The organism is Pseudomonas sp. LBUM1646 (assembly GCF_059716165.1).
The window spans coordinates 5,384,373-5,406,248 of the sequence record NZ_CP166810.1; the positions used below are offsets into that span (position 1 = coordinate 5,384,373).

The window sequence follows — 21,876 nt, forward strand, 5'->3', positions numbered from 1 at the left end:
CCGGAGGGATGTTCATCGTGCATATCGCTGACATAACCATGTTCTACGCCCCTGCCAGCGGTGGCGTGCGCACTTATCTGGACGCCAAGCACCGTCGCTTGAGCATCAAACCGGGGATTCGTCACAGCCTGCTGATACCCGGTTCGCACCTGAGCGAGCAGGACGGTGTATACAAAGTTCCCGCCCCCGCCCTGCCCTTCGGCAAGGGTTATCGCTTCCCCCTCCGTCTCGCGCCTTGGCGCAATGTCCTGCAGGATTTGCAGCCCGATCTCATTGAAGTCGGCGACCCTTACCTCACCGCCTGGGCGGCGCTGGATGCCCGGCGGCAACTGGATGTGCCAGTAATCGGCTTTTATCACTCGGACTTGCCGCTGTTGGTCAGCAATCGCATGGGCAATTGGGTCACCACCAATGTCGAGGCCTATGTCAGCAAGCTCTACGGCAACTTTGATCGAGTTCTGGCTCCGAGCCAGGTCATGGCGGACAAACTGATTGGCCTGGGGGTGCGCAATGTGTTCGTGCAGCCGCTGGGCGTTGACCTGCAAACCTTCAACCCGAGTGCCCGTGACCCGGAACTGCGAGCCGAACTGGGCATTGATGAAGACACCCGGCTGCTGATCTTTGCGGGCCGCGGCTCCAAGGAGAAAAACCTGCCGGTATTGCTCAATTGCATGAATCGCCTGGGGCCGCGCTATCACTTGTTGCTGGTGGGTTCATCGATGCCGGCCCAGGTGCCGGACAACGTCACTGTGGTCGATGAATTCTGCCCGGCAACCCAGGTCGCGCGCCTGATGGCCAGCGCCGATGCGCTGCTGCACGCCGGCGATCAGGAAACCTTCGGCCTGGTGATCCTCGAAGCCATGGCCAGCGGCATTCCGGTGGTGGCCGTGGCGGCCGGGGCCTTCAAGGAAATTGTCACCGATCAATGCGGTCTGCTCTGCGCGCCCAACAATCCTCTGGCCATGGCCAACGCAGTCCGCGAGTTGTTCAGCCGTGGCAGCGTCACGCTGGGCGAACAGGCCCGCCAGCATGTGGAACGGCATTACGCCTGGGACGCGGTGGTCAACAGCCTGTTGGGCCATTATCACGCCGTGCTCGGCGATCCCTGGCCGCTGACCGCCAATGGCTGAGCCCAGGCCGTCACCCGCCCTGTTGTTGGTGCTGCACGACGTGGCACCGCAGACCTGGGCCGATTACCAGCCTTTCGTAGAAGCCGTCGATGCGCTGGGCGCAGTGCCGATGACCTGGCTGGTGGTTCCCGACTTTCACAAACACAACGATCTGGAAGCGCATCCGGGATTTCGCCGGATGTTGAGCGGTCGCGTCGACCGGGGTGACGAACTGGCCTTGCACGGCTATTTTCATTGCGACGACAGCCCGGCGGCGACGACACCGCGAGACTGGTTCATGCGCCGCGTCTACACCCACGAAGGCGAGTTCTACAGTTTGTCTCAAGCAGCAGCCCTCGCCCGCCTGCGTGCTGGCATCGAAGTGTTTCACCGTTACAATTGGCCGCTGAAGGGCTTTGTCGCCCCCGCCTGGCTGATGAGCGAAGGAACACGCCAGGCCTTGCAACAGTTGCCATTGAGTTACACCAGCGACCCGCAACATCTGTATCGTCTGCCCGACTTTACGGCGATCGATGCTCCCGGCCTGGTCTGGAGTGCGCGCAGCGCCTGGCGCCGCGGGCTATCGAAAATCGTCAGCGATCAACGGCAACAACGCTGGCGGCATGCGCCAGTGATTCGCCTTGGCTTGCACCCGGTGGACATGCGTTACAGGTTTTCCCGTGATTACTGGCTGCAAACTCTTAAACACTTACTCGACGAGGGCCGTGTGCCAATGACCAAGGCCAACTGGCTGACGCTGCACCATGACCGTATCGGCCGCGCCGCATGAGTCGGGGGATTCTGCTGTTTCTCGCCCTGCTTGCTGCGGTGCTGATCCCGTTGGTGCTGGGCGGCAACGAAACCTGGTCGCGGTTGCAAAGCTTTCCGGTGAGTGGATTGCTGATCATGTTCGGCATGATCTTGCTCTGCTGGGTGGTCAATACGATGCGCTTGCGCCTGTTGCTGGGCGATCAGCGCGACAAGGTCAGCCGCGTCAAAAGCCTCGGCGTGGTGATGGCCGCCGAGTTCGCCTACTGCGCCACCCCCGGCGGCAGTGGCGGACCGCTGACCATCATGGCCCTGCTGGCGCGTAACGGCGTGCGCCCGGCCAGGGGCAGCGCGGTGTTTGCCATGGACCAACTGAGCGATCTGCTGTTTTTCCTTTGCGCCCTGAGCGGGATACTGATTTACGCGCTGTTCCAGCACCTGAGCCAGCGCATGGAGTGGCTGCTGATGGTCAGCGCCATCTCGCTGTTCGGCGGGCTGGTCAGTTGCGTGGTGGTGGCTCGCTACCATCGACTGCTGATCCGTCTGTGCGGCCGGTTGCTGGCGCGCCTGAATGTCAAAACCACCACACGCCTGCGCTGGGCACGAAAACTCCTGCATTTCCTGGCGGCGTTCACGGACACGTTGAAGCTGCCCGTGCAGACACTGGCCAAGGTGTTTGCCTTGACCTGCCTGCATTGGTTACTGCGCTACAGCGTGCTGTACCTGGCGTTGCGCGGCCTCGGGGCGGATTTGCAGTGGGCGTGGAGCTTTCTGATCCAGATGCTCTCGCTGGGCGCGGGGCAATTCAGCTTGTTGCCGGGCGGTGCTGGCGCGGCGGAATTGACGTCGGCGGCATTGTTGGCGCCGATGGTGGGGAAATCCACCGCAGCGGCGGCGATTCTGATCTGGCGGGCAGTGACGTATTACTTTTACCTGGTAGTCGGCGGGCCGGTGTTTCTGTTGATGCTGGGGCGGCCGCTGCTCAAGAAGCTGATGAAGTTCAAGCAGGCCTGAAAGCAAAAGATCGCAGCCTTCAGCAGCTCCTACGGGATTGGGTTTACACGACGCGATCCGAATGCAACGCATATCCCGCGTATCAGCTGCCGAAGGCTGCGATCTTTTCAGGGTTTAGCAACTTCTTCGTCAGACTCCGGCTTCAACTCTTCCCACAACTCGGCGGCACCGGGAAATTCAGTGCCGTCCTCCGGGCTCATGTCATCCGGGTCATAACGGCTCAGACAGCCTTCGCCCAGAGTGGCTGGCGCCTTGGAAGTGGCTTTGTCCAGTGGATCGGCCATGGTCGATATCCTCTCTCCACATTGATCGTTCCCACGCTCTGTGTGGGAATGCATCCTGTGACGCTCTGCGTCACGCTTACAAAGGGACGCGGAGCGTCCCGGGCGGCATTCCCACGCAGAGCGTGGGAACGATCTGTGGCGTAAGTTAGAACACGACCGTTTTATTGCCGTGTACCAGCACCCGGTCTTCCAGGTGATAACGCAGACCACGGGCCAGCACCATCTTCTCGACGTCGCGGCCGAAGCGCACCATGTCTTCGATGCTGTCGCTGTGGCTGACGCGTACCACGTCCTGCTCGATGATCGGACCGGCGTCCAGCTCTTCGGTGACATAGTGGCACGTGGCGCCGATCAACTTCACGCCACGCAGGGAAGCCTGGTGGTACGGCTTGGCCCCGACGAACGACGGCAGGAAGCTGTGGTGAATGTTGATGACCTTGTGGGCATATTCGCTGCACAACGCTGGCGGCAGAATCTGCATGTAACGGGCAAGTACCACCACTTCGGCATCGTGCTGTTTGACCAGCCGCGAGACTTCGGCAAACGCGGGCTCTTTGTCCTGCGGATTGACTGGCACGTGGTAGTAAGGAATGCCGTGCCACTCGACCATGCTGCGCAAGTCGTCATGGTTGGAAATCACGCAGGAAATTTCGCAGTCCAGTTCATCGCTGTGCCAGCGGTGCAGCAAATCGGCCAGGCAATGAGATTCACGACTGGCCATCAACACCACGCGTTTTTTCTGCGCGGTATCGGTGATACGCCAGTTCATCGAGAACTCTTCGGCGATCGGCGCAAACGCTTCGCGGAAAGCTTCAATACCAAAAGGCAGCGAATCGGCACGAATTTCGTGACGCATGAAGAACCAGCCACTGAGATTATCCGAGTGATGGCTCGCTTCAGTGATCCAGCCGTTATGTGACGCCAGAAAGTTACTGACTTTAGCAACGATGCCGACGCGGTCCGGGCAAGCAATCACCAGCCGAAAAGTGCGCATGAGGGTCAAACTCCAGAACTTCGCAAAGGCCGCCATTCTAGCGATTGCGCAGCAAAACTGCAGTATTGATGACGTGTCACCCTGCACATCGGCCAAGAGCGCAGGTTTGGGCAGCGTCACGCGCCAGCGTAATGGTGCTGTTGCAGGTCATATTCAAGCACTCAATTGTGAATATCCGTGTTGACTGCATCACACTATTTAACTGCACCTCGAATTTATGCCCTATTCACCGTAACTAATTTAAATAAAACTCCGGTTAAATGTTTACTTGATGAAACACCCTGACTATTATTGCCGCACTGTCCCTGCCATCCTGCGTCCTACATAAGGTAGTCCTCAATGTCCTTGATCAACGAATACCGCGCCACCGAAGAAGCTATCAAAGAGCTGCAAGCCCGTTTGAAGAACCTGTCCCAAGACGACAAACTGCAAACCGAGCTGGAATTCGAAGGCAAACTGCGCACCCTGATGGGTGAGTACTCCAAATCCCTGCGCGACATCATTGCGCTGCTGGATCCAGAGTCCAAAACCAAAGCACCACGCGGCGGCGCAGTAAAAACTACCGGCACCAAGCGTGCTCGCAAAGTTAAGCAATACAAAAACCCGCACAATGGCGAAGTCATCGAAACCAAAGGTGGCAACCACAAGACTCTGAAAGAGTGGAAAGCCAAGTGGGGCGGTGACGTGGTTGAAGGCTGGGCTACCCTGCTGGGCTAAGCCGCACGCCTGCCGCAGATTGATTCTGCGACAAAAAATAACGCCAGCTGATGCTGGCGTTTTTTATGCCCGGGATTCAGGCTTCAATCTTTGGACTTCATAGACTCAAACGTTTGCGTAATCCCTGGACATAATCCTGCCATTCATTCAGTACCTCTTGCTGAAACGATGTAGCGCTATTCGCCAATTGCCCTGCCGCGTCTGCAAAAGATTCCAGGGTATTGGGCGCACCCCATTCCGGATCGGACAAACGTTGCTGACAAAACATCCGCCAGCGTTCTTGCTCTTCGAAATTCAACGTGTCAGGGAAGTTGCGTGCGCGATATCGAAACAATAATTCCGGCAAACGTTCATCATCGAACGGCCATTGTTGTTGCGCTAATTGCACAGGATCAGCGGCACGGACTTGCTCACATAGACGCCGGTCCCGATCACCGATAAAACCGTCGTATAACTGTTGCTCCGGATCCTGGCTTGCGGCGAACGCTTCGCTGGCATAAATCGCCATGACTTTATCTCGCCAAACTTGTTGTGCGTCACTTAGCCGCAGCGCCCGTGCCTGATATAGCGCCATATCCAGCCCCAGGCGTTGCTGATCTTCGGGACGAAGTACCGACAGCGGCGCCACCACCGGGCATTTATTGATATGAATGAGTTTGAGCGGCACCGGCAGCTCGCCTTCCGCCAGATCATCGCGGCGGGTATACAGGCGCTGGCGTAACGTCTCGGCATCCAGATCAAGTAAACCCTGAGGGTCGAGGTGCAGGTCACAGACAATCAGCGCGTTCTTGTTGCGCGGATGCCAGGCCAGGGGCAATACCACGCCGACATAACTGCGCGCCGCGGAGAAGCGCCCGGAGATGTGCACCATCGGCTGCAACAGTCGAATCTGATCCATCACCTTTTGTTTGCTGCGCAACTGGAACAGCCAGTCATACAGCTTCGGTTGTTTCTCACGAATCAAACGGGCCAGGGCAATCGTTGCGCGAACATCCGACAAGGCTTCGTGGGCATTGCCGTGATCGATGTTATTGGCCACCGTCAGGCGATCGAGCTTGAGCGTCACCCGCCCTTCGTCGTCCGTGGGCCAGACCAGGCCATCGGGACGCAAGGCATACGCCGCGCGCACCACATCGATCAGATCCCAGCGACTGTTGCCGCCCTGCCACTCCCGCGCATACGGGTCGAAGAAGTTTCGATAGAGGCTGTAGCGGGTCATCTCGTCGTCAAAACGCAAGGTGTTGTAACCCGCCCCGCACGTACCAGGTGCGGCAAGCTGGGCATGCACCCGCGTCATGAAGTCGGCTTCGCTCAACCCTTGTTCGGCCAGACGACTGGGCGTAATGCCGGTGATCGCGCAAGCCGCCGGGTGCGGCAGGATGTCGTCACTGGGCTGGCAATACAGATTGATCGGTTCGTCTATTTCATTGAGTTCGAAGTCGGTGCGAATCCCGGCCACTTGCAGCGGGCGGTCGCAACGGGGGTTGATGCCAGTGGTTTCATAGTCGTACCAGAAGATGGAGGTCACGGGCTATTCCTGAACTGAAGACCGGCGAAGTCTAGGCGCAGACAAGTCGCTGCGGCCAGTCCTCTTGTCATTCAATCACTTCTGACTTTGCATCGTGCAATACATAGTTATGTCGTTCCCCCCCGAGAGGCTGCTAGCATCGGCGCAATATTGAATCCCGATCCGGCCCGATCATTCAGGTTGCCCATGCTCGAGACCACAGCACTGCCAAGGAAAGCGACGCTGTCCCCGCCACTGGACACGCGGTATCAAGTCGAAACGCCCGAAGGCATCGACTTGCCACTGCGCCCGGCCGGGTTGATGGTCCGTGCGCTGGCGTTCTCTATCGACCTCGGCCTGCGCGGGTTGATCCTCGGTGTGCTGTTCACCGTGCTGGCGCTTCTCGGCCAACTCGGCGCAGGGCTGGGCTCGATCCTGCTGTTCGGGGTCGGTTGGTGGTATATGGTGCTGTTCGAGGTGCTCAACCAGGGGCGCTCGCCCGGCAAGCAATGGATGGGTTTGCGCGTGGTGCAGGACGATGGCACGCCTGTGGGCTGGTCGGCCTCGTTGCTGCGCAACCTGCTGCGTTTTGTCGACCTGTTGCCGTTTGGCTATTTCCTCGGGGCCATCAGTTGCTTGCAACATCCGACCTTCAAACGCCTCGGCGACCTCGCCGCCGGCACGCTCGTCATCTATAGCGAACGGCCGCTCACCCGCCCCGAATTACCCGATGCCCAGCCGCGCCGGACAGCCTTTGCCCTGACGCTGACCGAGCAGCGCGCCATCCTCGGTTTTGCCGAACGCCAGGGTGAACTCTCCGTAGCCCGGGTCAATGAACTGGCGGCCATCCTTGCCCAACCGTTGCAGGTTCCGACGCCACAGGCCGTGACCGAACTCAACGGCATCGCCCGCGGCTTGTTGGGCCCCACATGAAGCAAAGCCTTTTCGAAAGTCGCCACAAGGCCGAATGGGAACAGTTCGCCCTGGTCCTCGACCGCTTGGAACGGGGCAAGGAAGCCTCACGCATCGCCAGTTTCCCCAAAGATTATCGCCGGCTCTGCCACCACTTGGCCCTGGCCCGCGAGCGCGGCTACAGCAGTTTCCTGGTAGACGCGTTGCAGCATCAGGTGCTGCGCGGGCACCAGCAGTTTTACCGACATCGCAGTCGCCTGGGGGCCAATGCGCTGGCGTTTATCCTCGCCGACTTCCCGCGGCTGGTGCGTCAGCAGTGGCGCTTTGTGCTCGCCGCCGGCCTGATGTTTTTTGGCAGCCTGATCGGCATGGGCGTGCTGGTGTTCCTGTTCCCGGACCTGATCTACAACCTGATCCCGGCCGATCAGGTCAGCGAGATGCAAAGCATGTACGACCCGGTCGCCGGGCACCTCGGCCGTTCGGCGGAACGGGCGGCCAGCGAAGACTGGGTGATGTTCGGTTACTACATCATGCACAACATCGGCATCGCCTTTCAGACCTTCGCCAGCGGTGTGCTGTTTGGCCTGGGCAGCGCGTTTTTCCTGGTCTTTAACGGTTTGATGATCGGTGCGGTGGCCGGGCACCTGACTCACATCGGTTATGGGCAAACCTTCTGGCCATTCGTCATCGGCCACGGCGCGTTCGAACTCAGCGGTATCGTCCTGTCCGGTGCCGCCGGTCTGCAATTGGGCTGGGCCTTGATCGCACCGGGACGCCTGCCCCGGGCCGAAGCCTTGCGCCTGGCCGCGCGCCAAAGCGTACTGCTGATTTGCGGAGTGATGCTGTTGCTGCTGCTGGCGGCGTTTGTCGAAGCCTACTGGTCGTCCATGACCGCGCCTACGCCGATGACCAAATACCTGGTCGGCGCTGCGCTGTGGTTGTTGGTGGCGATGTACCTGCTGTTTGCCGGACGGACTCGCCATGCGCCTGAGTGACGCCACAGTGGTGATTCGCCCGCGCAATACCTGGGAAGCCATGGACCTGGGCGTGCTGCTGAGTCAACAACACCGCCGGCTGTTGATGACCAGTTGGGCCATCGTCACCTTGCCGATTTTCGCCCTGCTCAGCCTGCTGCTGTGGGATTCGCCGTCGCTGGCCGTGTTCATTTTCTGGTGGCTTAAACCGGCGTTCGATCGCCTGCCGTTATTCATCCTGTCGAAAACCCTGTTCGGTGAAACGCCCAAGCTCAAAGAGGCGTTGCGCCAATGGCCGCGACTGCTCAAGCCGCAATTATTGGCCAGCCTGACCTGGCGCCGCCTGAGCCTGAGCCGCAGTTTCCTGATGCCGGTGGTGCAACTCGAAGGCCTGGGCGGTACGGCACGCCAACAGCGTTTGCGCGTGCTACTGCAACGCAATGCCGGCGCCGCGCAGTGGTTGACGATCATCGGGGTACACCTGGAAAGCGCCTTGTGGATCGGCTTGATGGTGCTGTTTTACCTGCTGGTGCCGCAGCAGGTCGAGCTGGACTGGAACTGGCAGACCCTGATCGCCGCCGCCAATCAGGACTGGTTATGGCTGGAACACCTGACCAACGCCTTTTATGCACTGGTGCTGGTGGTCTGGGAACCGATCTATGTGGCCTGTGGCTTCAGCCTCTACCTGAACCGGCGCACGGTGCTGGAGGCCTGGGACATCGAGCTGGTGTTTCGCCGAATGCGTCAGCGTCTGAGCAGTGCAGCCGTCGTCCTGTTGCTGGCGGTCATTGTGGTGATGCCAAGCACGCAAAGCGTCTGGGCCGCCGAGCCAGTCATTTCACCGGACACGCCGCGCTTGCTGGACCAGCCCCTGACCAGTCAGGCGTCCCGGGACAGCATTAAAGCGATTCTTGATCAGCCACCGTTCAAGAACAGGGAATCCGTCACCCGCTATCGTTTTGGCGAGGACAAACCCGCCACCCAGACTGCGGACGATGGCACCACTCCGGAATGGCTGAAGGGGCTGGCCAGGATGCTCGACAATCCGCGTTTCGGTGCACTGGCTAATTTGCTGGAAGTGCTGTTGTGGGGCGCCCTGTTCGTTGGCCTGGGCGTGTTGATCTGGCGCTATCGCGAGTGGTTGCAGACGTTTGTCAGCCGCCGACCGGCCCGGCGCAGCCCCCTCGGACGCCCGGTGCCCAAGCAACTGTTCGGGCTGGACGTGCATCAGGAAACCCTGCCCGCCGATGTTGCATCAAGTGCCGAAACCCTTTGGCAAACCAATCCTCGCGAAGCCCTCGGATTACTCTATCGCGCCCTGCTCAGCCGCTTGTTGCACGACTTCAACCTGCCGTTGAAAGACGCCGACACCGAAGGCCAGGTGCTGGAGCGCGTCGGGCAACTGCAACAACCGGCCTTGCTGGCGTTCAGTCAAACCCTGACCCGGCACTGGCAGAACATGGCCTACGGGCATCGTTTGCCACCGGCGCAACTGCAACAGGAACTCTGCGACGGCTGGCGAGCGCTGTTCAATCCGGGAGCCGTTCGTTGAGCCGGCGTGGGTGGCAGGCCCTTGGCGCACTGTTCGCCGTGCTGTTCGGCGCGTTGTGCCTTTATCTGTACCTGAAGGCCACGCCTTATCAGGAGATCGTCGATCACGGCGCCTCCCCCGAAGCCCGGGCCAATCCCTATCTGGCGGCGGAACAGTTTCTGCGCAAACAAGGCATCGCCGTCAGCCACGCCAACAGCCTCGATGTGCTGCCCGGCATCGACCCGCGCCAACACAGCCTGTTGCTGTTCGGCGATCGCTCTAACATGACCCCGCGCCAGATCGATCAGGTGCTGAACTGGACCCGCGCCGGCGGGCGTTTGGTATTCGTCGCCGAGTCCCTGTGGGATGAAAAGACCGGCCAGAGCAATGACCTGCTGCTCGACCGCGTGCAGGTGCACCAATCCTTGAGCAAAGACCTCAAGGACCCGCCGCCCGACCCCAGCGATGATCCCTACCCGAACCTGACCAAGCTTTATCTGGAAGACGAAGACGCCCCGGCCTACGTCAGCTTCGATACCGCGTTCCATCTCGAAGACCCGAAAAACCTTGCCCAGGCCTGGGCCAACAGCGGCAAGGCCACACACATGATGCAACTGAACCACGGGCTCGGTTCGATCACCGTGGTCACCGATGCCGACCTGTGGAAAGCCCCGACCATCGAGCAATACGACAATGCCTGGCTGCTCTGGTACCTGAGCGCCGGCACCCGCGTGACGCTGCTGTACAACACCGATCATGACTCGCTGCTGACCTTGCTGCTGCGCTACTTCCCCCAGGCTTTGGCCGCTCTCGCAGCCCTGATCGGCCTCGGTTGCTGGCACTTCGGCGTGCGTCACGGGCCGCTGTTGGAACCTGCCCCGCGAGCCCGTCGACAACTTCAGGAACACCTGCGCGCCAGCGCCGATTTCATGCTGCGTCGCCATGGGCAGGACAGTCTGTTGCACGCCTTGCAGCAAGACATCCTGCGCCGCGCCCGCCGCCGTCACCCCGGCTTCGAACAATTGGCGGTTGCCGAGCAATGGCTGGTGCTCGCGCGCCTGACCCGGCAACCCACCCGCGCCATCAGCCAGGCCCTGAGCCCGCGCCCGAAACAGCGGCTGTCCAGCGCTGAATTCAGCCGTCAGGTCGCCCACCTGCAAACCTTGAGGAATGCCTTATGAGTGACATCGAGCCCGGCGCCCAAAACCACGCCGCCCAGCAACGCCAGCGCGCCAGTCAATTGGCCCAGGCGGTGCGCAACGAATTGCAGAAAGCCGTCATCGGTCAGAACACAGTAATCGATGACGTGCTCACCGCACTGATCGCCGGCGGCCATGTGTTGCTCGAAGGCGTGCCGGGCCTGGGCAAGACCTTGCTGGTGCGTGCGCTGGCACGCTGCTTCGGCGGCGAGTTCGCACGCATCCAGTTCACCCCGGACCTGATGCCCAGCGACGTCACCGGGCACGCGGTGTACGACCTGCAAACCGAGCAGTTCAAGCTGCGCAAAGGCCCGCTGTTCACCAACCTATTACTGGCCGACGAAATCAACCGCGCCCCGGCGAAAACCCAGGCCGCTTTGCTCGAAGCCATGCAGGAACGCCAGGTCACCCTCGAAGGCCGGGCGCTGCCGATTGCGCAGCCGTTCATGGTGCTCGCCACGCAAAACCCGATCGAACAGGAAGGCACGTACCCACTGCCGGAAGCCGAGCTCGACCGTTTCATGCTCAAGGTGCGCATGGACTACCCCAACGCCGAGCAGGAGCTGGACATGGTGCGCCAGGTCAGCCGCTCAACCCGGGCCGACATGCTTGATGTGCAGCCGCTACGCACCGTGCTGCAAGCCAAGGACGTGATGGCGTTGCAGCGCATTGCCAGCGACTTGCCCCTCGATGAACAGGTGCTCGACTACGCCATCCGCCTGGCCCGCGCCACCCGCACCTGGCCAGGCCTGACCCTGGGTGCCGGTCCTCGGGCATCCATTGCTTTAGTGCGATGCGCGAGGGCACGGGCGTTGCTGCGCGGTGGCGAGTTCGTGATTCCGGACGACATCAAGGGCTGTGCGCTGGCGGTGTTGCGCCACCGCGTGCGGATTGCCCCGGAACTGGACATTGAAGGGCTGGATGTCGATCAGGTGCTGCAGCAACTGCTCGACCAAGTCTCGGCGCCAAGGATGTGAGCATCTTGATCAATATCCGCGGGGGCGGCACAAAAGATCGCAGCCTCCGGCAGCGCCTACAGAGAAATGCAATCGACGTAGGAGCTGCCGAAGGCTGCGATCTTTTAAACAGGCCACACGGTGCGAAACCATGAAACCGTCCCGCCTGCTGCTGATCTGGCTCTCGGTGCTGCTCGGTCTCGGTATCGTGCTGGGTGCCTTGCGGGCGCTCGACATCGAAATGCCGCAAAACCTGCAGTCGATCAGCTGGGGGCTGCTGCTGGCGCTTCTCGCATTGGCCATTCTCGACGCCATCCGCCTCAAGCGCCTGCCTTCGCCGCGCCTCAAACGGCAGATGCCCGGCAGCCTGGCTCTGGGCCGTTGGGGCGAGGTACAACTGGACGTCGAGCATGATTTTGCTCAGCCCCAGAACGTGCAGATCTTCGATCACGCCCCCGATGGCTTGAACTACGAACACTTGCCACAATCAGTCGAACTGCAACCCGGTCAACGCAGCCTGATCAGCTATCGCCTGCGCCCCCTGCGCCGTGGCCACTTCACCTTCGAACATTGCGAAATCAACCTGCCGAGCCCGCTGGGGTTGTGGTCCGGCAAACGCCTGTTGAAGGTGACCGACACCACTCGCGTCTACCCGGACTTCGCCCGCCTCTACGGCGGCCAATTGCTGGCGGTGGACAACTGGCTCAGCCAACTCGGCGTGCGCCAACGCCAGCGTCGCGGTTTAGGGCTGGAATTTCACCAACTGCGCGAATTCCGTGAAGGCGACAGCCTGCGCCAGATCGACTGGAAAGCCACCGCCCGCCAGCGCACACCGATTGCCCGGGAGTACCAGGACGAACGTGATCAACAGATCATTTTCATGCTCGACTGCGGCCGCAGCATGCGCAGCCAGGACGATGAACTGGCGCATTTCGACCACGCCCTCAATGCCTGCCTGCTGCTCAGCTACGTGGCGCTACGCCAAGGCGATGCCGTGGGTCTGTGCACCTTTGCCAGTGACCGGCAACATTACCTGGCGCCGGTCAAAGGCAGCGGGCAACTCAATGTGCTACTCAACAGCGTCTATGATCTGGACAGCACCCAACGTCCCGCCGATTACCAGGCCGCCGCCAATCATTTGCTGGCCCGGCAGCAACGTCGGGCGCTGGTGGTGCTGGTGACCAACCTGCGGGACGAAGACGATGACGAACTGCTGACCGCCGTCAAGCGCCTGGGCACACGTCATCGGGTGTTAATTGCCACCCTGCGTGAGCAAGTGCTCGACACCTTGCGCCAGGCGCCCGTGCAAACCCTGGACGAAGCGCTGGTTTACAGTGGGACCGTGGAGTATTTGAATACACGGGCCGAACGCCAGGAGCGATTGAGTGCTCATGGCGTTGCGGTGCTGGATGTCCCGCCCGGCGAGCTCGGCGCTGCGCTGGTCACGCGTTACCTGAGCTGGAAAAAGGCCGGGGCGCTCTAGCTGTTGGTCACCTTGACCGTCGTCGACATCGTCACCGTGCCCTCGGGGTTGTCCACTGCCGCCGCAATGGCGACATCGCCAGCCACTGTGCCCATATACCTGAATTGAGCCCGGCCCTCTTTGTTACTGTAGATCTGGTCCCGCTCGTTGCCATTAACCATCCATCTCACCAAAATGCCTTCCACCGGCGTCGCCAGCCCCTTGACCACCTGGACGAAGATTTCCGCTGGCCGGCCTACCCGGACAACGGCGGGCATCGCGTAGATACCGCGCAATAACACCGTGGGCAAGCGCTCCACGCTGATGGACTGCGTCTTGGTCCCTGGCAGGCCAGACACTAGCGAAGCCACCAGATCAAACTCCCCGGCGTCGCGCGTCTCAAAGGTTATCCCGGCGATGCCGCTGACGTCGGAAGTGGAAACCGGCAGTGCCTGCCCCGCAAAACTCCAATTGATCCTGATGCCTCGCATTGGCTTGCCACTGACCGAATCAAGCACCAATGCCCGGGCGGCCACCTTATAACCGGTGAAGCTATGGGTTCTGTCGCAGGCAAGGGAGTCGATGACCGGCACCATTACCAGATTCAGCCCCAACTGCGCCATGTTCCAACCACCCTCACCGCCCTCCACCATGGCCACCACCGCGTTCTCCTGCTCGGTGGATAGCGTAAAGTCCAACCAGGCAAACCCGTCTGCATCGGTCACACCGGACGGCAAGCGTGAACCGTTCAACTCCCACTTGACACTCACGTCTTGCAGCGGTTTGCCGGTGCGGCTGGAGGCCACCTTGACCCGTACGCGCGCCGGCGCCTGCTCCGTGCCGGCTACTTCAATCAACTCAACGATTTTGCGCGGTTCGTTCAGGGTGAAGCCCAAGGTTGTCGACTCCGAGTACAGCGTATCCCCAACCGTCGCCGTCAGCGCCGCCGGGCCCGGCTGCGTCGGGATGAAGCTGATCCTCGCCACGCCGTAAAAATCCGTCACCGACGTCACCACACCCAGATCCGGGCTACGCCAGGTCACGGTCAAACCCGCCATCGGCTTGCCGCTGATCGCCGACACCACCGTGACCTGTTCCACCAGTGTCTGCCCCCAGTCCGGTGTCTGGGTCACGCGTCTGCCTACCCGGAACTTGACCACCTGGATCCCCGACCCGAGCGACATTGCATTGGCCGGTGACAACCGGGCGAGCCGGCTGGCGGCCAGACGCAGGGCAAACGCACCGTCATTCATATCGCCGACAACAAAGCTGTAGTCCAGGCCTAAGCTGTTGAACGGCCGCGCGGTCCCGAGCGCGTTCATCGGTTCAAAACGAATGCCCAGCTCCGCCGGCCCGGTACCGGTCAACCCCAGCACCAGATCCTGGCCGAACAAAGGACTGTTATCGGCGGCCCTGATTTTGATCAGGTGATTGCCTTTGCGGCGTGGAAAGTAAGTTTTTCTGCCCCAGGGTTCTGACGGCTGATCGTCAAAGCGGACCGTCACCCCTTCCCACGGATCGCTCGGCAACACAGTAAGCATCATCGAGCGTTTTTCTTCGTAGCCATCGTGAGGGCTCACGAGCACAGCCTCTAAGGACTGCTGCCGCACAACCGTGGGCGCAAAGGCGAAACCGGACCAACCTTCGGCGTCGGTTTTCACCTCAGTAGATTGCTCGCCGTCCAGCCATTTCACGGCGACCTGTTCAACCGCGCGCTCGGTGAAATGGGAGAACACCCGGATCCACATCCAGGCTGGCTCCTGGCCTACCACCGGATCCACCGCCGACTCACGCCAAGCCTCAATCCTGACTTTGTTGTGCGCCAATATCATCTCGTTAGCGGCCGTTTTCAGACCTAACTGCGGCAGTTCCAGCGCCAGGGCAAACGTGCCCGACGCCGAACTGGCGGTGAAGTCCAGGGACCAGCGCACACCGCCGTCGCCGATCACCTGCGACTGCGCCAAGGGCGGATTGACGCTCGCACCCAATTGCTCGGGCGACATTCCCGTCCATGACAGCGTCGTCGAAAGCCCTACCAGCGGGCTCAGCGCATGGGTCAAAAAGCTGAAACGGTGCACGGCCCCCAGACACGGATAGAGCGTCTGATCGCCGGGCAGCGCTGAAACCTGATCCAACGTCAGGCTCACTTCCTCGGCCAGATCAGGGGCGATCAAACGTCCGAACAGCTCGCGATCCGATGCCAGCCGCGGGCTGCTCAATGTCAGCTCGAACAGGCTGCTGAGACTGGTCCCAAGAGCAGACGTCAACGTCCACTCCAGACCCGTGGCGATCAGTGTTCTGGGTGTTCCGATGTCGCTCGCCTCCAGCCCGATGGCCGGTGGCGTACCGCGCCAGTTCAGTGTTACTGGCTGACCGATCAAGGTGCTGCCCGACAACGGCTCGATTTTCAATTGATGAGAGCCACCACGCCAGCAGAGCATGCCCAGCACCACCCGATCGACCTCGACGTTATCCAGCAGGATCCTGACCTCACTCTTCCATGGGCTGGTGGCCAGGGCCTTGACAGTGAAGGCATGCTCAACCGCCACTGCCTCTTCATGCGCCCGGACACGGGCGGTGACGATCAGATCCCCGGCACTTTTTGGCGTATACAGCAAACTGGCCCAACCACCGGCCCCGGTGGTGACGGTCGGCATCGAGCCCTCAGGGGTGATCCAGTCGACCAGCGCATTGACGACAGGGTCGCCGTCGCCGCTGGCCAGCATATGCACCACCTGAATCCGCAGCAGCACGTTTTCGCTTTCATCCACCACTGGAAACTTGTTGGCTTCACGCACCTCGCCGATGCGCACCTGATTGCGTGCCAGCGACATGGTTTTTTTCGGCGACGGCAACAACAGCTTCGAGCAGACCAACGACAGTTCGAACCGACCGTCGAGGCGATCCTCACTGGTCAGCGTCCAGACCAGGTCGTGGCCACCGACTGGCACTGGCGATTCCAGCGCCGGGCTGACGGTAACGCCCAACTGTTCGGCAGAAACGCCGCTCCAGTGCAGTTCCATCTCGCTACCCGACAACAGATGGTCGGCCGGCAGTCTCACCTGGATGGGATAACCGGTGCCGCGATTGGGGTAGCCGGTCTTTTCATCCCATAGGGTCTCGGTGCCCTCGACGACCGCCATCAGCGTCTTCCACGGATCGGTCGCCAGCACCCGAACCGGGAGTGTTGTTGAAACAACGCCGCAGGCGGAATAGAGACTGTCGACCGTCGCTTCAATGACGAAGTCCCCGGCAGCCGTCGGTACATACTCGAAGTACGCCCAGCCATTCTCGTCAGTCAGGCCCGCGCTCTTGACGTTCTGACCGGCCACCGTCCAATTCACCGTGCGTGCGTCGAGTGCCTGACCGGTGTAATACGACGCCACCTGCACCCCCAGGCGCACGGGGTCCCGGCCCAGCACCGGGTAATAGGCGGCCTCCAGCACATCACGGAACACCAGGCGATGGTGGCCCAGCGATACTGAGATCAGGTAAGGCTCGGCGGTGTACTGGTTGACCAGTTGCATCGTGAACACATGCGGGCCTTCATCATCGAGCCACGGACAGTCAAGCGACCACGACGCAGCCAACGGCTGATCGACGCCCCAGTCCGGTTGCGCGAGGATGGCGCCTTTCGGATTGTCATCAACGATCAAGGCTGCCGAGGTGCCCAGCCACGGGTGGCCCGTCACGGGCACACATTCAAGACGATGCAGCAAACTGGCGGAGGCGCCCAGGCACAACGGCAGGACACCGGTCGCCGGCAACAACTCGTCATCCAGCCTCAGGGTTTGCAGCACCACCGGCGGCAAGTGCAAGGCCAGTTGTATACGGGTGATGCACACCATCATATCGCCGGTTCCATCCGTCGGGCTGAACACCCGCACACGAATCCGGTCCTGGCTTTGCAGTGGAAGATCCAACTGGACTGCGTACTCGATCGGCACAAACTCCAGCGGCTGGCCGCCCGCCAGACGCGCCCGGTCTTCTTCCTCGTTACGTGCCTGGCTGAGCCGCAGGGGAATTTCCTGGTTTTTGTCGGGCTGGTCGACCATCTCGACCAGCACTCGCCCCGTTCCGCTGTACCGCACCTCGCAAAGAAAGCTGAGCACATATGTGGCATTGGCCCCCGATGCCATGGGCACCTTGACCATCTGACTGACCGAAGCGCCGTTGCCGACCCGCAGAAAACGGGTCATCTGCCCCTGGTAGAATTCCTCGGCCGGGCTGACCCCTCGCGTATTGGACGGATGCTTGGTCCAGTGGTCGACGGCCTGTTTGAAATCACCATTGACCACCAGATTCTGATTGGCCTGAATGACGGGGTTATGCATGACCGTTTTCTCCTCTGCCTGCACGTTTCAGTCCGGGCGTTTCAGCCATTTTCACGAGGTTTTCGACAGCGGACTGGAAGCTCGGCTCCCCCCCCTTGGCCGTGTAGCGGACACGCACAATGACATCGGTCAAAGAGCCGAGCATCGCGCTTTGCGCCTCTCTTTTCGGCCAGGGGAAATTCAGCTGCCAGCGCGAGACAGCCCCCGTGTTTTCAAACGGATTGAGCAAGCCTTCATCGGGTTTGATGGCCGTCATGCCATTGTCGGCAATGCCTACCGACAGCGCGATCTGCTGCCCGCTGCGCAGGTTGAACTGCACATCCGCCGGCGCCACCGAATCATTAGGCCATAGCAAGTACTCGACCGAATGCGCCGACGCTTTGGTAGCGGTTGTGCTGCCAATCTGCAGCAAGGTGGCGCGCACATCCTCGTAAGGTCCCACCAGCACCGGCAGATCGACCTCGACCGAATTGATGAGCCGGCAGTAGTCGCCGGGGTGTTCGCGATCGAACAGCAACTGCGTGAGCTTGAACTCCAGAACACCAGTGTCTTGCAACTTAGCCAGCGCCGCGCTCCAGTTGGCGTGCACCGATTGTGGATCGATGGCGTCGTCGAACAGACGCCGCAGTGAGACGGTCTTGACCCGTTCCAGCCGTCGTTCATGGCTTTGCAAGTGCCTGCGTTCCATGCGCAACAGGTATTCGCGCAAGTGTTCGCCGGCCGTCAATCCATAACGGTTGTCGAGCCAGACCTGGGGCATGGCAGGGGCTGCATCGTAATCGCCGGTTTCAGCGCTCAGGGAGGCCTGGGCACTCAGGCAAAGGCTGACCACCGCGTCGTAAACCTGCTTGTACAAGGCAATGAGTTGGCCCAGCAGCCAGCCGAACAATTCAGCATTGGTTGCGCGTTTTTTCAGGAAGTTATACACCGTCAGCGCCTGGGCATTGCCGCGCAGAGTCTGATCGAGACTGGCCCTGGCCGCGTCTTCCGCGATTTGCTGCGCGGTAATCTGTTGATCGATGGCCAGCGTCTCCGCCAGGGCCTGATTGCGTTGCAGCTCCCATTCGCGACGGCGCAGGCGATAGCTTTCGGTGACGGCTTGCTTGTCGGCATCTACTTGCACCGCTGCCGAAGCGAGTTCCAGGCCATAACCCACGGCGTAGGCAATGGAGCCGGGACGGTGGCCGCCATTGGCCGCGCCAAAAATGTTCGGAATAGCGTCGATCGCCGCCCCCGCGGCCTGAAATGCCGTCGATGCCACGTGCAGTTTTTTGGCCGTCTGCAGACTTTCCATGACCTCGTATTCCACCGCGCTGACGTTTTCGTCATACCAGCGGGCATAGGTATCGGTACGCTCCTGCACCGTGACGCGGCTTTGGCGCAACGCAGCCAAATTTGCCTCCATCTGAGCGATGCTCTGCTCCTGAACCGTCCGGGCGTAATCTCCCAGTTCCACCAGGTGGCTCTGTTGCATCTCTTCCTGTTCGGCCCGATCCCGTTGTTCAAGCAGGCGCAACACTTGGCTGCCGTAGTCTTGCAATGCCTGCACAGCGCGTACCGCGACCTCGAATGTCACCCGCCAATGAAAGGCGCCCACCACCAGACGTCCGCCCATCGGGCGTGGTCCGCCGACGCCACCGGCCGCCAAGTCACGCAACAATTGGTTCGGATCGGTCGGCGGGCTGAACAGCGGAATATTCAGCGGCTTGCCATCCAGCGTCAGGTTGTTGCGCAGGTTATTCAGACGCCGGCCCGGCAGGGCGAACAGGTCGAGCAACTGCTCGTTGATCGGCAGTTTGAACGGCTCGTTGGCCAACAGACCGAGCAAGGGTGGCGCGGGCGCCGAAGGCGGAATATCACCCAAGGAAACATCGAGGGTTTTCTCGAACTGCTCCAGCGCCGGGCGCGTGTTGCTCTGGCTCAGCAGCTGTGCGACCGTTATTGTTTCCCAATCCGTCACCGTCCGCGCCACCGGTGGTTTACCCATCAGAAATTCAGCCTGCACGTAACACAGCTTGCCCGCGACCAGGCTGTCCCGAGTGAGTTGGCGGTAATACCAGTCGCCCCAGGCAATCAGGTTTTTCACGTATTCGATGAACACCAGAATTCGCAAGTGCCGGGGCTTCGAGTAGCCAATGGCATCCGGATCGACCGGCAATTGGGTTTCACATCCCGGGTTACCGTCGCTGACCAGAGGCCGGCAGCGCCAGTATTCCGGTTTGTCAGAGGCATGCGGCGGATCGGACTCCTTGTCCGCTGGGGCACGCGGGTCGAACAGGTAATGCAGCCAGTTCTGCGCGTCTTGATAACGATCCTCGGCCCGCAGGCGAGTTGCAACCAGATGCGGCAGGTGAAACGACAGCTCCCAGAAATACAAACCGTTGGCACCATCGTAAGCACCGTTCGGTTCGTCGAGGGCCGCGGAATCGGGCGGCGGTTCTACAAGGAATTGCGTGTCCCAGTCCAGGACAGCATCCACCGAAATATGAGCGCGCTGCACCAGTTCCGGCCCGAACAATGAATTAAGTCGGGCATGGGCCAGGGTGCCGCTCTGGTTGAAGGCGATGAATTGCGCGGCGTTGGCGGTGTTTTTTTTCAGGGCCGGTGGTACGAACCGGGGAAGGCCGCTCATTGGCAGGGTAAATTTCGTCGTGCCGTAGATGAGGGCGGCGCCCAATGTGAACTGCACAGTCTCGGTAAAACCACCTGCCCGCCGTTCTATCGCCATCCATGGCGTCGCCCAGCCGCCGACGCTCGAAGCGTTCAGGCTGACCGACGTTGGATCACCGACGCTCCCATTGAGCAATGTCAACGTGAACAAGGCGCTCGCAGGGGTAAGCGAAGTCGGCTTACACACCCCTCTGACCACCAGCCGATCTTTGTCGCTGCCACTGATAAACAACACCTGCAAATCGTAATGGCTCGTCAATGAGCCATCGGCAGTGACTTCAGCGGTGACCTTCGGCTGGTTCTTCGCGAACAGCGGATGTTGCACGGTCAACGCATCGGGGAACCGATAGAGCGCCAGAAAGTCCAGCCAAGTGCCATTGTCTTCCTGTACCGGGCGCATCAGCACATCTCGTACCGCGTACACCTTGGAACCGGTCAACAGCACTCCCAGCACGCCTTTGGCGCTGACGATCATCGACCGTTATCGTTGCGATCAACCGGGCGTTGGTGGACAAATCCGTCTTAGGCTCACTGCTGTGCAGGTTCAGCGGTGCCGACCATTGCCCGTTCTGCATCATGAACGCGAGATTGATCTCGAGTTTGTACGGCAAGCGCACGATTGGATCGCTGTCGGTCAACTCGACGATCTGGTCACGCCACTGCGCCCACACCACACACAACCGTCCACTCCAAAACACCGGGCGAATGTCCAGCACCCGATCGCCCGTGCCGATTTCCACCGGTTGCCATTCCCCCCACGCCACCGGGTTGATGGCTTTGCAGTCAGGTTGCAGTTCGATCTCGGCCTTGCGCCAGAAATACTGGAACGGCGGCACGCGCTGGCGGCCGATGAAGTAATAGTTGGCAAGGGTGGGGGTGGCGCCGTCCATGTAACTGCTGAGCACATCCAGGTTGCAGGTTTGCTCGAAGGCTTGCAGGTAATTCTGCAAGGCCCGTTGCACCGAATCGCTGTTCAGGCGCGTCTGGTTCAGATCGTTTTCAAGCACCTTGAACAGGCCAGTCTTGCGCTGGCGCACAAACGGGTTGATGAAGTTTTCCGGGTAGACCCCTATTTGTGTCACCGCCGCCCAATCCGGATAGTTGTTGTGCAGCTCCCAACGTTGCAGGCCCTCTTCCCAGAGTTGCAGCTCCTCTGGCTTGAACGGCGTTTGACCATAGCCCGGCTCCAGCTGGCGATAAGCCGCATGAATAAATTGTTGGGCGCAACTGGTCGCCTCGGCCACCCAGGAGCTTTGCACCGGATAGCTGTCCAGCGGGTCCAGGCGCAGCAGCTCGAACAGATCCCCCGGCGTCCTCAGGAAGTTGAACTTCGCGTTATCGCCGGTTTTGCCGACTTGACCGATACAGTATTCGACCAGTGCCAAACGACGCTTTTCAAGCAGACCGCCAATGTTGTGCTGTGCCATGTTCCTTGCTCCTATGCC

The 21,876-nt window shown here is 60.7% G+C and carries 16 protein-coding genes; 10 read left to right on the forward strand and 6 right to left on the reverse strand.

Annotation, left to right across the window (positions count from 1 at the left end; translation table 11 throughout):
- Positions 1–8: 8 nt before the first annotated feature.
- Genes gpgS through gpgF form a run of 3 tightly spaced genes read left to right on the forward strand, consistent with a single transcriptional unit; the run spans position 9 to position 2,891 of the window.
- Complete coding sequence (gene gpgS, locus ACA071_RS24560) at positions 9–1,130, forward strand: N-acetylglucosaminyl phosphatidylglycerol synthase (RefSeq protein ID WP_497641490.1); 1,122 nt, start codon at positions 9–11, stop codon at positions 1,128–1,130.
- Positions 1,123–1,899 carry an N-acetylglucosaminyl phosphatidylglycerol deacetylase gene (gene gpgD, locus ACA071_RS24565; protein ID WP_497641491.1) on the forward strand — a complete coding sequence of 259 codons (777 nt, stop codon included), beginning with the start codon at positions 1,123–1,125 and terminating at the stop codon, positions 1,897–1,899. Before gpgS ends, gpgD begins: the two co-directional genes overlap by 8 nt.
- A complete protein-coding gene (gpgF, locus tag ACA071_RS24570; protein WP_497641492.1) occupies positions 1,896–2,891 on the forward strand; it encodes a glucosaminyl phosphatidylglycerol flippase in 996 nt (331 codons plus the stop codon). The genes gpgD and gpgF overlap by 4 nt, the downstream gene beginning before the upstream one ends.
- Before the next feature lie 107 nt (positions 2,892–2,998).
- On the opposite strand, the gene ACA071_RS24575 is transcribed toward gpgF, so the two are convergent.
- Together ACA071_RS24575 and purU are read right to left on the reverse strand one after the other, a co-directional pair.
- Positions 2,999–3,175 (reverse strand): hypothetical protein, encoded by a 177-nt coding sequence (locus ACA071_RS24575; RefSeq protein ID WP_497641493.1) that lies wholly within the window; start codon positions 3,173–3,175, stop codon positions 2,999–3,001.
- Positions 3,176–3,320: 145 nt separating this feature from the next.
- Positions 3,321–4,169, reverse strand: coding sequence for a formyltetrahydrofolate deformylase (gene purU, locus ACA071_RS24580; protein WP_027922916.1), 849 nt, complete (start codon positions 4,167–4,169; stop codon positions 3,321–3,323).
- 339 nt (positions 4,170–4,508) lie between these two features.
- Between purU and mvaT the strand changes: the two genes are divergently transcribed.
- Entirely contained in the window at positions 4,509–4,886 is a 378-nt protein-coding gene (mvaT, locus tag ACA071_RS24585) for a histone-like nucleoid-structuring protein MvaT (protein WP_007933316.1), read from the forward strand.
- Between the two features lie 97 nt (positions 4,887–4,983).
- Here mvaT and sbcB read toward each other — a convergent pair whose 3' ends face one another.
- Complete coding sequence (sbcB, locus tag ACA071_RS24590) at positions 4,984–6,414, reverse strand: exodeoxyribonuclease I (RefSeq protein WP_497641494.1); 1,431 nt, start codon at positions 6,412–6,414, stop codon at positions 4,984–4,986.
- A gap of 186 nt (positions 6,415–6,600) precedes the next feature.
- Here sbcB and ACA071_RS24595 point away from each other — a divergent pair, with 186 nt between their 5' ends.
- The 6 genes from ACA071_RS24595 (at position 6,601) to ACA071_RS24620 (ending at position 13,448) form a co-directional block, all read left to right on the forward strand.
- The gene (locus ACA071_RS24595) at positions 6,601–7,326 is read left to right on the forward strand and encodes an RDD family protein (protein ID WP_497641495.1); all 726 of its coding nucleotides are present in this window, start codon (positions 6,601–6,603) and stop codon (positions 7,324–7,326) included.
- Positions 7,323–8,300: a stage II sporulation protein M gene (locus tag ACA071_RS24600; RefSeq protein ID WP_497641496.1), complete on the forward strand. Its 978-nt coding sequence runs from the start codon at positions 7,323–7,325 to the stop codon at positions 8,298–8,300. The genes ACA071_RS24595 and ACA071_RS24600 overlap by 4 nt, the downstream gene beginning before the upstream one ends.
- Positions 8,287–9,831 carry a DUF4129 domain-containing protein gene (locus tag ACA071_RS24605; RefSeq protein ID WP_497641497.1) on the forward strand — a complete coding sequence of 515 codons (1,545 nt, stop codon included), beginning with the start codon at positions 8,287–8,289 and terminating at the stop codon, positions 9,829–9,831. The genes ACA071_RS24600 and ACA071_RS24605 overlap by 14 nt, the downstream gene beginning before the upstream one ends.
- Positions 9,828–10,991, forward strand: a complete 1,164-nt coding sequence (locus tag ACA071_RS24610; protein ID WP_497641498.1) for a DUF4350 domain-containing protein — start codon at positions 9,828–9,830, stop codon at positions 10,989–10,991. The genes ACA071_RS24605 and ACA071_RS24610 overlap by 4 nt, the downstream gene beginning before the upstream one ends.
- Positions 10,988–11,986 (forward strand): AAA family ATPase, encoded by a 999-nt coding sequence (locus ACA071_RS24615; protein WP_497641499.1) that lies wholly within the window; start codon positions 10,988–10,990, stop codon positions 11,984–11,986. Before ACA071_RS24610 ends, ACA071_RS24615 begins: the two co-directional genes overlap by 4 nt.
- A 130-nt stretch (positions 11,987–12,116) precedes the next feature.
- The gene (locus ACA071_RS24620) at positions 12,117–13,448 is read left to right on the forward strand and encodes a DUF58 domain-containing protein (RefSeq protein WP_497641500.1); all 1,332 of its coding nucleotides are present in this window, start codon (positions 12,117–12,119) and stop codon (positions 13,446–13,448) included.
- Here ACA071_RS24620 and ACA071_RS24625 read toward each other — a convergent pair.
- The 3 genes from ACA071_RS24625 to ACA071_RS24635 form a co-directional block, all read right to left on the reverse strand.
- Positions 13,445–17,761 (reverse strand): Ig-like domain-containing protein, encoded by a 4,317-nt coding sequence (locus ACA071_RS24625; RefSeq protein WP_497641501.1) that lies wholly within the window; start codon positions 17,759–17,761, stop codon positions 13,445–13,447. The genes ACA071_RS24620 and ACA071_RS24625 overlap by 4 nt on opposite strands.
- Entirely contained in the window at positions 17,754–20,489 is a 2,736-nt protein-coding gene (locus ACA071_RS24630) for a Tc toxin subunit A-related protein (protein ID WP_497645379.1), read from the reverse strand. Before ACA071_RS24630 ends, ACA071_RS24625 begins: the two co-directional genes overlap by 8 nt.
- A 220-nt stretch (positions 20,490–20,709) precedes the next feature.
- Positions 20,710–21,858: a neuraminidase-like domain-containing protein gene (locus ACA071_RS24635; protein WP_497641502.1), complete on the reverse strand. Its 1,149-nt coding sequence runs from the start codon at positions 21,856–21,858 to the stop codon at positions 20,710–20,712.
- Positions 21,859–21,876 lie beyond the last annotated feature (18 nt).

What these genes read in the sequence shown, in the direction of transcription:
- gpgS (WP_497641490.1), top strand. Translation starts at nt 9, where the DNA reads ATGTTCATCGTGCATATCGCTGACATAACCATGTTCTACGCCCCTGCC.
- gpgD (WP_497641491.1), top strand. Translation starts at nt 1,123, where the DNA reads ATGGCTGAGCCCAGGCCGTCACCCGCCCTGTTGTTGGTGCTGCACGAC.
- gpgF (WP_497641492.1), top strand. Translation starts at nt 1,896, where the DNA reads ATGAGTCGGGGGATTCTGCTGTTTCTCGCCCTGCTTGCTGCGGTGCTG.
- ACA071_RS24575 (WP_497641493.1), bottom strand. Translation starts at nt 3,175, where the DNA reads ATGGCCGATCCACTGGACAAAGCCACTTCCAAGGCGCCAGCCACTCTG.
- purU (WP_027922916.1), bottom strand. Translation starts at nt 4,169, where the DNA reads ATGCGCACTTTTCGGCTGGTGATTGCTTGCCCGGACCGCGTCGGCATC.
- mvaT (WP_007933316.1), top strand. Translation starts at nt 4,509, where the DNA reads ATGTCCTTGATCAACGAATACCGCGCCACCGAAGAAGCTATCAAAGAG.
- ACA071_RS24595 (WP_497641495.1), top strand. Translation starts at nt 6,601, where the DNA reads ATGCTCGAGACCACAGCACTGCCAAGGAAAGCGACGCTGTCCCCGCCA.
- ACA071_RS24600 (WP_497641496.1), top strand. Translation starts at nt 7,323, where the DNA reads ATGAAGCAAAGCCTTTTCGAAAGTCGCCACAAGGCCGAATGGGAACAG.
- ACA071_RS24605 (WP_497641497.1), top strand. Translation starts at nt 8,287, where the DNA reads ATGCGCCTGAGTGACGCCACAGTGGTGATTCGCCCGCGCAATACCTGG.
- ACA071_RS24615 (WP_497641499.1), top strand. Translation starts at nt 10,988, where the DNA reads ATGAGTGACATCGAGCCCGGCGCCCAAAACCACGCCGCCCAGCAACGC.
- ACA071_RS24620 (WP_497641500.1), top strand. Translation starts at nt 12,117, where the DNA reads ATGAAACCGTCCCGCCTGCTGCTGATCTGGCTCTCGGTGCTGCTCGGT.
- ACA071_RS24625 (WP_497641501.1), bottom strand. Translation starts at nt 17,761, where the DNA reads ATGCATAACCCCGTCATTCAGGCCAATCAGAATCTGGTGGTCAATGGT.
- ACA071_RS24630 (WP_497645379.1), bottom strand. Translation starts at nt 20,489, where the DNA reads ATGGCGATAGAACGGCGGGCAGGTGGTTTTACCGAGACTGTGCAGTTC.
- ACA071_RS24635 (WP_497641502.1), bottom strand. Translation starts at nt 21,858, where the DNA reads ATGGCACAGCACAACATTGGCGGTCTGCTTGAAAAGCGTCGTTTGGCA.